This is a genomic window from Alcaligenes sp. WGS1538, from assembly GCF_043187505.1.
Lineage (GTDB): Bacteria > Pseudomonadota > Gammaproteobacteria > Burkholderiales > Burkholderiaceae_B > Alcaligenes.
Window position 1 is genome coordinate 2,319,871 of record NZ_CP171109.1, and the last position, 14,420, is coordinate 2,334,290.

14 protein-coding genes are annotated in these 14,420 nt (G+C 65.0%); 5 read left to right on the plus strand and 9 right to left on the minus strand.

Annotation, left to right across the window (positions count from 1 at the left end; genetic code table 11):
- Positions 1-13 precede the first annotated feature (13 nt).
- The 5 genes from ACF3ND_RS10820 to ACF3ND_RS10840 form a co-directional block, all read right to left on the minus strand.
- Positions 14-748 (minus strand): energy transducer TonB, encoded by a 735-nt coding sequence (locus ACF3ND_RS10820; protein ID WP_394060295.1) that lies wholly within the window; start codon positions 746-748, stop codon positions 14-16.
- A gap of 21 nt (positions 749-769) precedes the next feature.
- Positions 770-1,183 (minus strand): ExbD/TolR family protein, encoded by a 414-nt coding sequence (locus ACF3ND_RS10825; RefSeq protein ID WP_394060297.1) that lies wholly within the window; start codon positions 1,181-1,183, stop codon positions 770-772.
- Positions 1,184-1,198: 15 nt separating this feature from the next.
- Positions 1,199-3,103 (minus strand): DUF2341 domain-containing protein, encoded by a 1,905-nt coding sequence (locus ACF3ND_RS10830; RefSeq protein ID WP_394060299.1) that lies wholly within the window; start codon positions 3,101-3,103, stop codon positions 1,199-1,201.
- A gap of 33 nt (positions 3,104-3,136) precedes the next feature.
- Positions 3,137-4,756: a ShlB/FhaC/HecB family hemolysin secretion/activation protein gene (locus ACF3ND_RS10835; protein ID WP_394060301.1), complete on the minus strand. Its 1,620-nt coding sequence runs from the start codon at positions 4,754-4,756 to the stop codon at positions 3,137-3,139.
- A gap of 190 nt (positions 4,757-4,946) precedes the next feature.
- The gene (locus ACF3ND_RS10840; protein WP_394060302.1) at positions 4,947-5,531 is read right to left on the minus strand and encodes a transposase; all 585 of its coding nucleotides are present in this window, start codon (positions 5,529-5,531) and stop codon (positions 4,947-4,949) included.
- Positions 5,532-5,906: 375 nt separating this feature from the next.
- On the opposite strand from ACF3ND_RS10840, the gene ACF3ND_RS10845 reads away from it, so the two are divergent.
- A complete protein-coding gene (locus ACF3ND_RS10845) occupies positions 5,907-6,248 on the plus strand; it encodes a hypothetical protein (RefSeq protein WP_394060304.1) in 342 nt (113 codons plus the stop codon).
- Between the two features lie 52 nt (positions 6,249-6,300).
- On the plus strand, positions 6,301-7,008 hold the full coding sequence (locus tag ACF3ND_RS10850) for a glutathione S-transferase N-terminal domain-containing protein (RefSeq protein ID WP_394060306.1): 708 nt from the start codon (positions 6,301-6,303) through the stop codon (positions 7,006-7,008).
- Between the two features lie 298 nt (positions 7,009-7,306).
- On the opposite strand, the gene ACF3ND_RS10855 is transcribed toward ACF3ND_RS10850, so the two are convergent.
- Complete coding sequence (locus tag ACF3ND_RS10855) at positions 7,307-8,173, minus strand: pirin family protein (protein WP_394060308.1); 867 nt, start codon at positions 8,171-8,173, stop codon at positions 7,307-7,309.
- Positions 8,174-8,256: 83 nt separating this feature from the next.
- Here ACF3ND_RS10855 and alkB point away from each other — a divergent pair, with 83 nt between their 5' ends.
- Entirely contained in the window at positions 8,257-8,904 is a 648-nt protein-coding gene (alkB, locus tag ACF3ND_RS10860; protein WP_394060310.1) for a DNA oxidative demethylase AlkB, read from the plus strand.
- A 1-nt stretch (position 8,905) separates the two neighbouring features.
- Here the strand turns inward: alkB and ACF3ND_RS10865 are convergent, their stop codons facing one another.
- Positions 8,906-9,694: a deaminated glutathione amidase gene (locus tag ACF3ND_RS10865; protein WP_394060312.1), complete on the minus strand. Its 789-nt coding sequence runs from the start codon at positions 9,692-9,694 to the stop codon at positions 8,906-8,908.
- Positions 9,695-9,742: 48 nt separating this feature from the next.
- Entirely contained in the window at positions 9,743-10,495 is a 753-nt protein-coding gene (locus ACF3ND_RS10870; RefSeq protein WP_394060314.1) for a sulfite exporter TauE/SafE family protein, read from the minus strand.
- A 474-nt stretch (positions 10,496-10,969) separates the two neighbouring features.
- Between ACF3ND_RS10870 and ACF3ND_RS10875 the strand changes: the two genes are divergently transcribed.
- Positions 10,970-12,163, plus strand: a complete 1,194-nt coding sequence (locus ACF3ND_RS10875) for an MFS transporter (RefSeq protein ID WP_394060316.1) — start codon at positions 10,970-10,972, stop codon at positions 12,161-12,163.
- 166 nt (positions 12,164-12,329) lie between these two features.
- Here the strand turns inward: ACF3ND_RS10875 and ACF3ND_RS10880 are convergent, their stop codons facing one another.
- Positions 12,330-13,529, minus strand: a complete 1,200-nt coding sequence (locus ACF3ND_RS10880) for an MFS transporter (protein WP_394060318.1) — start codon at positions 13,527-13,529, stop codon at positions 12,330-12,332.
- Positions 13,530-13,631: 102 nt separating this feature from the next.
- Between ACF3ND_RS10880 and ACF3ND_RS10885 the strand changes: the two genes are divergently transcribed.
- Positions 13,632-14,414 carry an AraC family transcriptional regulator gene (locus ACF3ND_RS10885; RefSeq protein ID WP_394060320.1) on the plus strand — a complete coding sequence of 261 codons (783 nt, stop codon included), beginning with the start codon at positions 13,632-13,634 and terminating at the stop codon, positions 14,412-14,414.
- Positions 14,415-14,420: the final 6 nt, after the last annotated feature.

A 14,420-nucleotide genomic window follows, 5' to 3' on the forward strand; every position in this document is an offset into this window, starting at 1 on the left:
TGGCAGTGGCACATCAGGATGGCCGGCGACTGTTCAGGGCCGCCCGCACGGGCATGGGCAGGGATGGCGGCGGACGTTCCTCCAGGCGCGGCACGGCGCGCAGGGCGGACAGCACGGCCTGGTCGACCTCGGCGTCCCCGCTGGAGCCGACCAGCTCCACGCGGGTGATCTCGCCCATGTCCGTCATCCAGAGGTTGACGCGCACGCGGTAGCTGAGCATGCGGGTGCGCTCGTCATCGCGCAGGATCTTCTGCAGCGCGTAGCCCAGGTACTGGCTGTAGGTGGCGTTGCCGGCGCGACCGCTTCCCGAGCCGCCCATGCCTTTTCCGGAACCGGCGGCGATATTGAAAGCGTCCGAACCAGCCTGGCCGTCCGAATCCATCTGCATGGCTTCGGTCGTGCTGTCCACCGGGGTGGGCGGAGTCTCGTCGGCCGGCTTGGGCTCTTCCAGCGGCGTGGGTTCGGGTTCGGGCTCGGGCTCCACGACCTCCTCTTCCTTGGGTTCCTCGGGCTCGGGCGGCTTCTCGGGCTCGGGCGGCGGCGGAGGGGGCGGCGGCAGAGGGATGATGGCGTTGACCTGCGGCGGCTCGCGCTTGATCCCCGCCATGTCATTGGCCCACTTCCACACGAAGTAGCCCAGCACGGCCGCCACGACCACCAGCGCCCCGCCCTTCATGTAGCGGGCGGCGTTCCGGCGCGGCGCCGGCGGCGGCGAGCTCTTGAATGGGTCAGGTGTGTTTGACGTCATGATTGCAGCGCTTCACGAAAATCAGCTGGGCTTGCCCGTGACCAGTCCCACCTGGGACAGCTCAAGGCGCCGCAACAGGTCCAGGACCTCGACCACGCGGTGATACTGGACGTCGGCGTCGCCCCGCACGATGACGGGGAAATCCGGATTCAGGGCCTTTTCCGTGCGCAGGCGCTCTTCCAGCTCCGGCAGCGTGACGGGATAGGCGTCCAGGAATACCTGGCCGGCCTCGTTCACGGAAATGGCCTTGGTCTGGGACACGGACAGCGAGACCGTGGAGCTGGCCTTGGGCAGGTTCACCTGGATGCCGGCCACTTGCGCCGTGGCCGTCAGGATGAACATGACCAGCACCACCATCAGGACATCGACCAGCGGCGTGATGTTGATGCCGTCCACGGCGCCGTCCTCGTCTTCGTCAACCATGCTTCGGGACATGATGGGACTCCTGGCTTATTGCGCCGTGCTGGCGTCGGTGGACAGGGAGGCCAGCACGCCGTCGGCGGTTTGCGCCGCGCGGTCCTTGCTGCCCTTCTTGCGCTCGCCGCCTTCGTGGCCGCCATAGCTCTCGGCCAGGCGGGTGGCGAACTCTTCCGTGAACACGCGCATCTCGGCGTTGATGGCCTTGTTGCGGCCCAGGATGCGGTTGTAGCCGAACAGGGCGGGAATCGCGACGAACAGGCCGGCGGCCGTGGCCAGCAAAGCCGCGGCCATGCCGGGGGCGATCGCGTTGATGTTCACGTCGCCGGCCATGGCCGTGCCCAGGAACACCACCATGATCCCCAGCACCGTGCCCAGCAGGCCTATATAGGGTCCGCCGGCGATGGCGTTGGACAGCGCGCCCATGCGCGCCGCCAGGGCCTGGCTTTCGTAGGTCCGGACGGAGTCCATGGCGGCGCGGATCGACTCGATGGCGGCGGGCGACAGATGGCTGGAGCCGGTTTCGGTGCGGCGCTTGCGCACTTCGCGCACGGCGGTCACATACAGCTTCCACAAGGGGGATTCGTCCAGGCGCTGCTGCACGGCGGCCTCGGGCTTGGCGTCGGCCAGGGCCTCCAGCTGCGTGCCCAGCTGGGCGAAGCGCTCGCGGAACACCTTGTTGCCGTGCTCCAGGGCGGCGGCGCGGCGGCTCTTGGAAATCATGATGATCCAGGAATGCACCAGCATGACGGCCAGCACGGCCAGCACGATCCAGGCGTCCAGCGGCACGGCCGCCAGCAGGTAGCCCAGGGCGCCGAAGCCGAAGCCCGACTGCTGCTCATCCACGCCATAGGCGATCAGGCGCGACTCGGATCCCTGCGACAAGGCGTCCACATACAAGAGGCCGGCGGGACGCGCCACCCTGGACAGGCGGATCTCGTCCATGGCGCCGACGAAAGCGGCGTAGCGGGCGGCGGGCGCGACGGCTTCGGAGCCTTCCGCGCCTTCGTCGGCAGCGGCGGGAGCGGCCGGCAGGTCCCCGCCCAGGGCCGTCGCCGAATTGAGCGCAGGCATGGCGGCGGCCAGCGAGGCGACCGGCTGGCCTTGCACCAGCAGCTGGACCTGGCTGCCGTCGCTGCTGATGGCCAGGTGCTGCCAGCTGCCGGCTGCCAGGGCCTGGCCGGCTTGGGCGCGCTGGCCGTTGATCTCGACAAAAGGCACGCCCTGGCTCAAGCCCAGCAGGACGGCGTTGCCGCCGTCGCGGCGGGCGTAGACGGCCTGCTCGCCCACGATCTGGTCGGGGCGCACCCAGGCGCTGAAGCTGAACGGCGAGCCGGCCGGCACGGCCAGCGAAGGACTGGCGGGCAGCATCAGGGGGGCGGCGCCGTTGAACTGGGCGCTGCGGCCCACCACGCCGTCGATGTAGCCGCCGGCCACATTGGTCTGGGCGTGGTTGCCATACGCGGTGGTATCGCGCGGCGGCGCATCGGCCGCGCCGTTGAAATGGTAGATAAGGGTGTAGTTGGGATCGAAGGTGGTCTGGCCGTTGGATGCCTGGGGAGCGGCGGCATTGCCGTAGTACATCCAGATGTCGCGTTTCTGGCCGGCCTGGATTTCAGGCAGGTCCACCCAGATCAGGGCGATGCCCAGCAGCGGATCGAAGGTCTCGATCTGGTGGCTGAGCACGGTCTTGTCATCGTCCAGCACGAAGCGCAGGTCCGACCCGTTGTCGTTCACGCCGTCGAAGGTGAAGTTGCCGGTATGCAGGCGCACCAGCACGGGCGTGCGGCCCAGGCCTTCCTGCAGCTTGGCGCCTTCGACGGACGCGTCTATGGAAATGGGCTTGCGGTACGTCCAGTCGGGTTGCCACCAGGCCTGCGCGGCCGCCGGCAGAAAGCTGGCGATGAACACCAGCAGGAACATGATGTAGCGTTGCATGATTCGTATGCTCCGGATACAGAAAGAAGAGGGTTAGAAGCTGGCGCGCACGTTGAAATGCCAGCGGGGTTCATGTTTGCGGGTATTGGCGCCGTCCCGCAGCGGGTAGGCCCAATCCACGCTGGCCGACAGCCAGTCCATCACCTGAATGCGGCTGCCCAGGCCCACGCTGGCCAGGGTGAAATGCGCTTCCTGCTCGGGCAGCGGGTCCTGCAGGCGGATGCGGGCGGCGTCCGCGAAGGCATAGAAGCGCCATTCATTCACGCGCGGGCCGAGCCAGCGGTTCAGGGAGGGCGTGCGCAGCTCGGCGCTGCCCATATAGCCGTCGTCGCCGGAACGCTCGGCGGCCAGATAGCCGCGCACCGTGCCGCTGCCGCCGGCCGAGAACTGCTCGTTGGAAATCAGCGGGCCGGTGGCGATCTGTCCGGCTACGCGGCCGTGCAGCTGCCAGTCGCGGCCCTGGGTGTGGGAAGCGTTGAGCTTGAGCAAGGCGAAGCTGGGATTGGCGCGGTAGCGCTTGTAGTCGAATTCGTCGTCGTTGCTGCCTATGCCCATGAAGCTGCGCGGACTGGCCACCAGGTCCAGGGCCACCATGCTCTGGGACTGCTCGGTGTAGCGGTAGCCGCTGTAGCCCAGGGACAGGGGCACGTAGGTGATGGGCACGTCGTCCTTGTCGCCCCCGAAGCGGATCGATTCGCTGAAACGCTTGTAATCCAGACCCATGGAAAAACTGTGGTACCAAGGCGCCTGGTAGTCGGGCGAGTAGCTCAGGCGCAGGCCGAAGGAATGGCCTTTGCCCAGCACATTGGTGCCGCCCACCGTGGCGATGTCGCTGTCGGACTTGTAGCCCGACAGGTTCAGGTCCCAGTTGCGCGACAAGGGCATGCCGTAGGATGCGGACCACACGCTGGCGTCGCCGCGCCGCTCGGGCGCCGTGAACCAGGTCAGCGAAGCGCTATGGCCCTTCTGCCACAGGTTGTCGTGGGAGAGCGTGGCCACCGCGCGCGTCTTGGTCGTGTCGGCGCTGTAGTCGTTGTTGAACGACAGCGAACCCGACCAGGGACTCTTGTCCTCGACCTTCAGATCCACGTCCAGGGTGCCGGGCAGCCGGCCTTCGCGCACCAGCGGCATGACCTGGCGGGAACCGCCCCGGTTGAGCTGCGCGAGCTGCGCCTGGGCCTTGTCGAAATCGGGCACCTGCCCTTCCTGCAGCGCCGGCACCGCGTCGCGGATGGCCAGCGGTGAATAGTGTTCGGCGCCCACCACGCGCACGCGCCCCACCTTGGTCTCGGACACCTGCAGGATCACGACGCCGCCCTCCACCTGCTGCTCGGGCAGGTCCACGTACACCGACTGGTAGCCGGCCTGCTGGTAGGCCTGCTGCAAGGCGTCCCGGGCCTGCTCGATATCGGCCAGGCTGCGCCCTTCTCCCAGGAAGGGATAGACCGCCGTCTCGATGTCGCGGGCTTCGAGCACGGTATTGCCGCGCACGATGTATTCATTGATGGTGACGGTCTGGGCGGCCTGGACGAGGACCGCACAGGGAACGGCGGCCAGGGCCAGGGCGCCAGCCGCCAGGCGGGCCCTGGCCCGCGGACGCCGGCCCTGGCCGGGATGGCGGGAATCCTGTTTGATACGGCTGAAAGGCTGCATGGATGAGACTCGGTAAGGGAATATCGATATCGGCGCCGGACCCGATTTTCGGGAATATCTCGTTTCCAGCCCAAACAAAAAGAAATGTTAATAAGACAATGCTTCCACCTTATTAAAAAAGCTCGGGAGCTTTTTTTAATCGAGAATTATTTTTGCTTTATTTTTATAATTCCTTAGCTTAAAAATTCATTTAGGGATTGGGGAACTGGCGCTGCCACTCGAGCAGGGCCTGCTCGTCGATCTGAAACTCCCGCGCATGGGCGGACTGACGCACGGCCTCCAGGCAACGGCCCAGCAGGTCCAGGGCCGAGGACCGGCCCCGCATGGCGGCCAGGCGCTCACGCAACTGTTCGCGGCTATCGAGCGGCTCGCGGAAAGTCTCTATGCCGATGAACCAGCGGTACAACAGGTTGAAGCGCAGTTCGTCATAGACCCGGTCGGCCGAACCCAGCGAGAACAGCACTTGCAGCATCAAGCAGCGGAATATGGCCGGCGCGGGCATGTAGGTGTCGTACGAGCCGGCTGTATCGCCCAGCAATGGCGCGCTGGCCTGGATGTCCGCATCGGTCAGGCGGCGCACCTCTGCCAGGGGATGGCCCTCCGGCACCACGCTCTTGAGTTTTTCAATGTCCACCCAGACGTTGTGCGACACGATCCACACCCAGGGAGTGTTGTAGCGCGTGACCGCCACGGGATGGTCCCGGGCCTCATCGACGATCTTCGACAGGCGGGTGTCCAGCTCCTGCATGGACACCCGTTTCAATTTTTTATTCATGACAAAGCCCAATGATGTAAAAGCCTTCGTCCTGCCCGGGCGGGACGAAGCAAAGCCGGTCTTCGACAAGGTACAGGTAAAGCACCCCGGCCTTTCGGCCGCAACTTCTTCGCCCCGATACGAAAGCGCTTCCAGAGCCGCGTTGGTCCAGTCTTTGCGCAAACCTCGCTATTCACACGGCAAGGTTTGCCGCAAAAGCAAGCCGTCAGATTCCTGAAATAAAAGAAAATTAAAGTAAGAACAGACCAACAAAACAGAATGAATAAGCGAAAATTCCGCCTGGAAACAATCCAGCATCCTATTGGATTAATTTTTCAGTTCTGTTAATTAAGTTCCCGAACATTTTGTCGGCGGTCTTTTTCAAGGTATGAACCAATGAGAACTGGTGTTATGAACATGCTGCTGCGCAGCCCGGGGCCATGCCTGCTCCTGATCGGCGCAAGCGCCTGGGCGCAAGCCCCGGAGCCGGTCCGCGGCCCGGAGAGCTGTGTGGAAGTGGAGGTCAACGGCCAGCGCACGCCCTCGTACGAGTGCTTGCAGCAGCGCCTGTCGCCCGAAGGGGCCAAGCGCCCTCCCGCCCTGCCCCGGTCCGAACAGCAGGTGTTGCAGGCGCCCAACTCGCTGGGCATGCCCACCCCGGCCACGCTGGGCAACCGCATGGGCAGCCAGTTCGGCCGGTCCGCCTTCCCGCAGCGTCCCGCGCCCGCACCGCAATGAGCAAGGCTTGCTACTATAGGCAGGTCTCATTCACGCCATCGGCAAGAAAACCATGACTACAGACCTGTCCTCGTTCCCCATCACCCGCAAGTGGCCCGCCCGGCATCCCGAGCGCCTGCAGCTGTACTCCCTGCCCACGCCCAATGGCGTCAAGGTGTCCATCATGCTGGAAGAAACGGGCCTGCCCTACGAACCGCACCTGGTCAGCTTCGAGCGCAACGACCAATTGAGCCCTGAATTCATTTCGCTGAGCGCGAACAACAAGATCCCCGCCATCCTGGACCCGGACGGGCCGGGCGGGCGACCCTTGGCGCTGTTCGAGTCAGGCGCCATCCTGGTCTACCTGGCCGACAAGACGGGCCAATTGATGCCCGAAGATCCGGCCCTGCGCTACGAGGCCTTGCAATGGCTGATGTTCCAGATGGGCGGAGTCGGCCCCATGTTCGGTCAGTTGGGCTTTTTCCATAAGTTCGCCGGCAAGGACTATGAAGACAAGCGGCCGCGCGACCGCTATGTGGCCGAGTCCCGCCGCCTGCTGGGCGTCATGGACCGGCACCTGCAGGGCAAGGAGTGGATGATGGGCCGGGACTATTCCATTGTCGACATCGTCCTGTTCCCCTGGGTGCGCAACCTGATCGGCTTCTACGAAGCCAGGGAACTGGTGCAATTCGAGCAATTCGACAATGTGGCCAGGGTCCTGCAGGCCTTCGTGCAGCGCCCCGCCGTTCAGCGCGGGCTGAACATACCGGCCCGCGACTGATGGGCTGCAAAGGCGGCACGCGGCGGGCGCCGGGCTGAACCGTCGTGCGCCCCAATAGCCCTGCTCGAAGACAGGTCTTGGCCCGGCGGGGCGCCATCTCTACGTACAATCGCCTCCTTATAGAGCGTGAGCGGCCCTGCCGCTCCGCCTGGCTTGCCGTCACATTAAAAAACCGTTCTGCCGCTACTTGCAGACACAGGCAAATCCACCAGTCCTGACGTGCAAGCCTTTCCCGGCCCTGGCATTGATCCAGGGCCTTTTTTTATGGCGCCGGATGGCGTATCGGCAGCGTCCGCGTTCAATACTCCGGCAAGGGGATGAAGTCCTGGTTATCCAGCGGCGGCAGCATGATGCGGCCGTTCTGCCAGTCGTCCTTGGCCTGTTCGATGCGCTCCTTGTGCGAAGATACGAAGTTCCACCAGATGTGACGCGGCCCCAGGGGCTCGCCGCCCAACAGCATCAGGTGACTGTCCTGGAAGGCCAGGATGCGCGGCGCATCGCCCTTGGCGAACACCACCATCTGGCCGGCCTCGTAGCGCTGGCCGGCCACCTCCAGGCCGCCGCCGCAGATATAGATGGCGCGCTCCTCGTGGCCGCCGGGCAGGGGCACGGATTGCCCGGCCCGGGCGCGCAGCTCGATATAGAACAGAGGCGAATCCACATGCACGGGACTGGTCAGCCCCAGGGCCGCGCCGGCGATCAACCGCCCTTGCAGCCCCGTTTCGCTGATCAAGGGCAGTTGCTGGGCCGAATAATGGACGAAGTCCGGTTCCTGTTCCTCCTTGTCTTCCGGCAGCGCCACCCAGGCCTGGATGCCGTCCATGCGTCCGCCCTGCTGGCGCATCTGGTCAAAACGCTCCGAATGGCTGATGCCTGAGCCGGCCGTCATCCAGTTCAGGGCGCCGGGCGTGATGTCCTGCTCCACCCCCAGACTGTCCCTGTGGGTGATGGTGCCTTCGAACAGGTAGGTCACGGTGGACAGGCCGATATGAGGATGCGGGCGCACGTCGGCCTCGCGCCCGATGGGCCCGGCCAGTTCCTGCGGTCCCATGCGGTCGAAGAAAATGAAGGGGCCCACCATGCGGCGCTGGCGAAAAGGCAGCACGCGCCCTACCTCGAAAGCGCCGATGCTGTGCTGTCGCTGATTGATGACGAGTTCCACCATGGGCGTCTCTCCTTGAACATAACCGGAACATGAAGGCAATCCCGTTTACTATACCGTCATCCTCCCGGTTTCTCCCATCACCCATGTCCAGCTTGTCGCTCTTCGAATCCCTGCCGGAGCCGCCTTTGCGCCTGGATGCCGGCCTGATCGCCCTGCCCGGCATGGCGGCCGCGCGCGGGCGGGCGCTGCGCCAGGAAATCGAGGCGCTGACCGCCCTGTCGCCATGGCGGCACATGCGGGTGCCTTCCGGCCAGCTCATGTCCGCCGCCCAGACCAGTTGTGGCCGCCTGGGCTGGATAACGGACGATCGCGGCTACCGCTACACGGCGCTCGACCCCCTGACCGGGCAAGCCTGGCCGCCCATGCCCGAGCTGTTCCAAGAACTGGTGCGCGAAGCCTGCGCTCACGCCGCGCTGGCGGACTTCCAGCCAGACACCTGCCTGATGAATCGCTACGACGCCCAGGCCCGCATGTCGCTGCACCAGGACCGCAACGAACGGGACCTGACCCAGCCCATCGTGTCGGTGTCGCTGGGCCGGGAGGCCCTGTTCCTGTGGGGCGGCCTGCGGCGCGCGGACCCGGTGCGCACGATACGGCTGCGCCACGGCGATGTGCTGATCTGGTGGGGGCCGGACAGGATGAAATACCACGGCGTGCGCCGGCTGGCGGGACCGCCCCATCCGGACTGGGGCGAGTTCCGCGTCAACCTGACGTTCCGGCGCGCCGCCTGAATTAGGCCAGCTGCGGCGAGGCGAAGCGCCGGTTGTCCAGCACCGGCAGGATGCGCCGCGCATAGGCCAGCCGTTCGCGATCCAGCTCCACCAGCAAAAGCGCAGGCGCCTCGGCCGCCTGCGCCACGATCACGCCCAGCGGATCCACGACCAGGCTCTGGCCTATATTGCGTTCGCCGCATTCGCCGACCGCCACCATGTAGGCGGTGTTCTCCAGGGCGCGCGCCGTGGTCAGCACGCGCCAGTGATGTTCCTTCAAGGGGCCCTTGAGCCATGCCGAGGGTGCGACCAGCACCTGGGCGCCGTCGACGCTCAAGCGCCGGGCCAGTTCCGGAAAACGCAGGTCGTAGCAGGTCATCAGGCCCACTTTCAGGCCGGCAACCTCGATCAGGGCCGGAATGTCCTCGCCGGGCTGCACATAGGTGGACTCCTTGACGGAAAATGCGTCGTACAGGTGCAGCTTGTGATAATGGGCCAGCACCTGGCCATCGCGCAGCACGACCAGGGTATTCCAGACCTTGCCTTCGGCGGCCGGGGTATGGATGCAGAACACGACGGTCAGATCCGTATCGCGGGTGGCCGCGCTCAGGCGCGTGACGAAGTCGCCGTCCAGGGGCTGGGCGGCCTTGAGCACCAGTTCGGGGTCGGCCACGTTGCGAGCCAGCACGCCTTCGGGCAGCACCAGCAGATGGGCGCCGGCACGCGTGGCCTGCTCGATCAGGCCCAGGCAACTGGCCAGGTTTTCCTGGACATCCTTGGATACGGCCAACTGGCCCAATGCAACTTTCATGGTGCTCTCCTGTGTTCTGCCGCGAGGACCATTCTAGCGCCGTCCCGCCTATCCCTGCAGCCCCTTGTAGATCAGCCACAGGCCGGTCAACAGCAAGAAGCCCTGCAGCAGCCCATAAAAAGTATTGGCGTCCACGCGGCGCTGCAAGTACACCCCCAGGTACACGCCCAGCGGCACCCAGGGCGCCAGCACCAGGCAAAGCCAGAGATTGTCCGCGCTGAACTGGCCCAGCCAGTAATACGGGGGCAGCTTTATCAAATTGAGCAGCAGAAAAAAGATATTGGTGGTGGCGATATAAACTTCTTTGTCCAGACGCTGCGGCAAAAGGTAAATCTGCAGGGGCGGGCCGCCTGCATGGGAAACAAAACTGGTGAAACCGGAAAGCCCGGACCAGAACCATCCACGCAAACGGCTGACGCCGGTCCTGCGCCTGGTTGCGTCGGCGGAGCGGCCTATGTTCAGCACGGCGTAGGATGCGGAAATCAATCCGATCAGCAAGAGGATATGCGCCGGCTTGAAAACGTCGAAGGCCCACCAGCCCAGCGCCGTGCCAAGCAGCGCGCCAGGCAGGACGATGCGCAGATTGGCCCAGTCCCATTTGCCGAAATATGCCTTCAGGCCCGTGAAATCGGCCAGGCACAACAAAGGCAGCATCACGGCGGCCGCCTGGACCGGCGGCAGCACCAACAGCAGCAAAGGCAGGCTGAAGCCGCCCAGCCCGCCGCCGAAGCCGCCCTTGGAAATGCCCAGCAACAAGACGGCCGGAATGCCGGCCAGGTAGAAATATGGGTCCTGCAACATGGATCACGCCTTGTAGGAATGCACGGATCGCCCCCGGCGTCCCTGCGCAGTATACGCCCCGGTTCCGCGGGGCCGGTACATGATCATGTTATTGTCAATTCGCTGATAATTGACATCTATAATACAAAAATAAAAAAACCCCCGATTTCTTTAAAGGAAATCAGGGGAAAGCTACCACAGGAAAATGTTCGGATACAAATATATACCCAACACCGCCATTCTATAGAAAACGAAAAAAAATTGTCCACATAAGTTGATTACAGAAACCGATATGGCAGAAGCCGCAAAATCGTGGTATTGCTCGAGGGTTTCAAAACCGAAACGGACAAATAATATTCATATTTGAAAATAACAACCTTCAAAAACCTAGGGTTTTCCCTTGAGAGGCGGGGGAGGTCTGCGCGACAATAGCGTTTTTATCTCTGAAGCGCGCGCCTGCGAGCGCAAGCGGCGCGCCCTCCTGCATTTCTCATCATGTCCCACGCCCCCTCTCCCGCCGGTTCCGCCCGGCTGTCCCGTCGTCACGTGTTCCTGGCCGTCCTGGCTCTGGCAGTGGGCGGCTTTTCCATCGGCACGGGCGAATTCGTCATCATGGGGCTGCTGCCCGATGTGGCGCAGGACCTGGGCATAGACATTCCCACCGCCGGCCACCTGATCAGCGCCTATGCGCTGGGCGTGGTCATCGGCGCGCCTGTGCTGGCGGTGCTGGGCGCGCGCTGGCCCTGGCGCAGGCTGCTCATCGCCCTGATGGGAGCCTACGCCGCCGGCAATCTGTACACAGCCGTGGCGCCTGCGTATTACAGCGTGCTGGTATCGCGCTTTCTGGCCGGCTTTCCCCATGGCACCTACTTCGGCGTGGCCGCCCTGGTGGCCGCCAGCCTGGTGCCCGCCCACAAGCGCGCCCAGGCGGTGGCCTACGTCATGCTGGGCCTGACCGTGGCCACCCTGGCGGGCGTGCCGCTGGCCACCAGCCTGGGGCAGTGGCTGGGCTGGCAGGCCGCCTTCGTCTTCGTCAGCGTCATTGCGCTGCTGACCATGGCGCTGATTCTGCGTTTCGTGCCATTCATGCCGGCCAACAAGCTGGCCAGCCCCTTGCGCGAACTGAATGCGCTCAAGCGCAAGCAGGTCTGGCTGACTCTGGGCATAGGCGCCATAGGCTTTGGGGGCATGTTCTCGGTGTTCAGCTATGTCAAACCCACGCTGATGGAACTGGCCGGCCTGTCCATCCACGCCATCCCCGTCGTGCTTGCCCTGTTCGGAACCGGCATGGTGCTGGGCAATCTGCTGGGTGCGCGCTATGCGGACCGCCACCTGGACCGCAGCATCCGCCTGGTGCTGATCTGGGCCGCCGCGGTGCTGCTGCTCTTCATGTTGACCGCGCACAGCCCCATTCTGGGCCCGCTCAACATCCTGCTGATCGGCACCCTGGTGGCCCTGGGCCCGGCGCTGCAGATCCGCCTGATGGACGTGGCCGGCGACGCGCAGACCCTGGCGGCCGCCTTGAATCACTCCGCCTTCAACCTGGCCAATGCGCTGGGCGCCTGGCTGGGAGGCCTGGCCGTTTCGGCCGGCCTGGGCTGGACCTCCACAGCCTGGGTGGGCGCCCTGCTGGCCCTGGGCGGCCTGGGCATCCATGCCGTCTCGCTGCGCCAGCGCCCGCAATCCTGAGGGCCTGAGCCGCCTGGCATCCCACCCGAACGTCAGTCACGTCGTGAAGCACTCCGGCCTGTCGGCCGGGGCTTCTGTCGACAATGCGGGGGCGTCCGCAGCGCCGCATCGCCTCTGCCTTGCTTGCGCTGGTCGTGAGCGGCGAGGCTGGCGCGAAGACGGGAAATCAGACGCTCTTTTTCTGGACCGGCGCCGGCCGCGCGGCCAGCACGCCGGCGCACACCATGCCCAGCGTCACGAGCAGGCACAATCCCAGCGCCCAGCCCCAATTGCCGAACAGATCGTGCAGCCCGCCTATGGCCGGCGGCCCGCAGGCCGCCAGCAGGTAGCCCACGCACTGCGCCATGCCCGACAGCGAGGCCGCCTGGGAGGTTGAGGTGGAACGCAGGCCGATCAGCGACAGCGCCACGATGAAGACGCTGCCGCTGCCAAAGCCGAACAGCAGCGACCACAGCAGGGACCAGGACGGCAGGATCAAGAATCCCACCATGGTCAGCGTCTGCAGGGCCGCGCCCGCAAATGCCACGGGCCGCTGGTCCTTCAGGCGGTTCAGCAAGGGCAGCAGCACCAGGCCGGGCACCGCCGAGCACAACTGCATCAGCCCGTGGATCTGGCCGGCGCGATCCGCATCGAACCCATGGCTCACCAGCATGGCGGGCAGCCAGGTGGCAATCATGTAATACGCCACGGAGTTCAGGCCCATGTACAAGGTGATGTACCAGGCAAGCGGCAGGCACCATACCGAGGCTGCGGCCTTGCCGGCGGCCCCGGCGGCCTGGCCGGCGCTGCGATCCGCTCCCAGCTGGGTGAACCAGACCAGCACGCTGGCCAAGGCGACCAGGCCGATGGCCGAGGAGGACCAGCGCCAGCTCTGCCCGGCCAGATCGGCCAGAGGCACGGCCACGGCGGAATTGAAGGCGGCGACCACCCCCATCACCAGCACGTACAGCGAGGTGACGAAAGCGATGCGCTGCGGAAACTGCTGCTTGACCAGGGACGGCAGCAGCACGTTGGCGATGGCGATGCCCACGGCCAGCAGAGCCATGCCCATGAACAGCGCGATGGTCCCGCCCAGCACCCGGATCGCCACCCCGGCCAGGATCAGGGCGGCGGCCAGGAACAGGGAGCGGAACAGGCCCAGCGCGCGCGCCAGCGAGGCGGCCAGCAGCGAGACCACGGCGAAGATGAACAGCGGCATGGCCGTCAGCAGCCCGGCCGCCGTGGAGGACAGCGCCAGGTCGCTCTGGATAAGCTCCAGCAAGGGGGCGATCCCGGTCACCGGGGCGCGCAGGTTGGCGGCGATCAGCAGGACGCCGAGCAATACCAGCATGGGACGGGACGGAAAGGGAAAAGCAAAGCGGGACATGAAATACAGCGGAAGTTTTTTTGAGAGCCTACACTCTATCTTGTTTTGCGTACGACGTAATCACGATATCATGACAATTCATATCTCAAAACAGACAATCGCATGAGCTTTGATCCCGATTCCTACGCCTGCCCCGCATTCAGCGTCAAGGTGGCCATCGGCGGCTGCCCCAAGGAAGTGCCGCTGCACGTGCACCGCAAGGGCCAGCTCATCATGACCCAGCACGGCGCCGTCACCTTCCAGGCCGACGAAGGCTACTGGATGGTGCCGCCGGGCTGCGCCGTCTGGGTGCCGGGCGGCATACGGCACTGCAACCATGCGGCGGCCAACGCCCTGATCCACTTCCTGTTCATCGAGCCCGGAGCCGGCAGGCTGCCGGACCATTGCTGCACGCTGGAGATCAGCCCCATGCTGCGCGAGATGATCATGCACCTGAGCGAGCGGCCGCGCGAATACGGCCCCGACAGCGCCACGCATCGCCTGGTCCAGGTCCTGCTGGAGATCCTGAGCGAGATGCCGACCCGTCAGCTGCATGTGCCGCTGCCCGAGGACCGCACCCTGCAGGACATCGCGCGCCACATCCTGCGCGCGCCGGGCGAGCGCGTCAGCATGGCGCAATGGGCCAGCCGCGTGGCCATGAGCGAGCGCACCCTGGCGCGACATATGCTAAAACACACGGGAATGACGTTCGGGCGCTGGCGCCACCAGCTGATGATGATGCTGGCGCTGCAGAAGCTGACGTCGGGCATGCCGGTCAAGAGCACGGCGCAGGAGCTGGGCTACGAATCCACCAGCGCCTTCATCACCGTATTCAAGTCCATTCTCGGCGACACCCCCAGCCGGTATCTGAACCAGACGCAGTCGCGCCAGCACACCCACCATTGAGATCCA

Excerpts from the sequence above, each read along its gene's own strand:
- ACF3ND_RS10820 (WP_394060295.1), bottom strand. The coding sequence starts at position 748 with ATGACGTCAAACACACCTGACCCATTCAAGAGCTCGCCGCCGCCGGCG.
- ACF3ND_RS10825 (WP_394060297.1), bottom strand. The coding sequence starts at position 1,183 with ATGTCCCGAAGCATGGTTGACGAAGACGAGGACGGCGCCGTGGACGGC.
- ACF3ND_RS10830 (WP_394060299.1), bottom strand. The coding sequence starts at position 3,103 with ATGCAACGCTACATCATGTTCCTGCTGGTGTTCATCGCCAGCTTTCTG.
- ACF3ND_RS10835 (WP_394060301.1), bottom strand. The coding sequence starts at position 4,756 with ATGCAGCCTTTCAGCCGTATCAAACAGGATTCCCGCCATCCCGGCCAG.
- ACF3ND_RS10840 (WP_394060302.1), bottom strand. The coding sequence starts at position 5,531 with ATGAATAAAAAATTGAAACGGGTGTCCATGCAGGAGCTGGACACCCGC.
- ACF3ND_RS10845 (WP_394060304.1), top strand. The coding sequence starts at position 5,907 with ATGAGAACTGGTGTTATGAACATGCTGCTGCGCAGCCCGGGGCCATGC.
- ACF3ND_RS10850 (WP_394060306.1), top strand. The coding sequence starts at position 6,301 with ATGACTACAGACCTGTCCTCGTTCCCCATCACCCGCAAGTGGCCCGCC.
- ACF3ND_RS10855 (WP_394060308.1), bottom strand. The coding sequence starts at position 8,173 with ATGGTGGAACTCGTCATCAATCAGCGACAGCACAGCATCGGCGCTTTC.
- alkB (WP_394060310.1), top strand. The coding sequence starts at position 8,257 with ATGTCCAGCTTGTCGCTCTTCGAATCCCTGCCGGAGCCGCCTTTGCGC.
- ACF3ND_RS10865 (WP_394060312.1), bottom strand. The coding sequence starts at position 9,694 with ATGAAAGTTGCATTGGGCCAGTTGGCCGTATCCAAGGATGTCCAGGAA.
- ACF3ND_RS10870 (WP_394060314.1), bottom strand. The coding sequence starts at position 10,495 with ATGTTGCAGGACCCATATTTCTACCTGGCCGGCATTCCGGCCGTCTTG.
- ACF3ND_RS10875 (WP_394060316.1), top strand. The coding sequence starts at position 10,970 with ATGTCCCACGCCCCCTCTCCCGCCGGTTCCGCCCGGCTGTCCCGTCGT.
- ACF3ND_RS10880 (WP_394060318.1), bottom strand. The coding sequence starts at position 13,529 with ATGTCCCGCTTTGCTTTTCCCTTTCCGTCCCGTCCCATGCTGGTATTG.
- ACF3ND_RS10885 (WP_394060320.1), top strand. The coding sequence starts at position 13,632 with ATGAGCTTTGATCCCGATTCCTACGCCTGCCCCGCATTCAGCGTCAAG.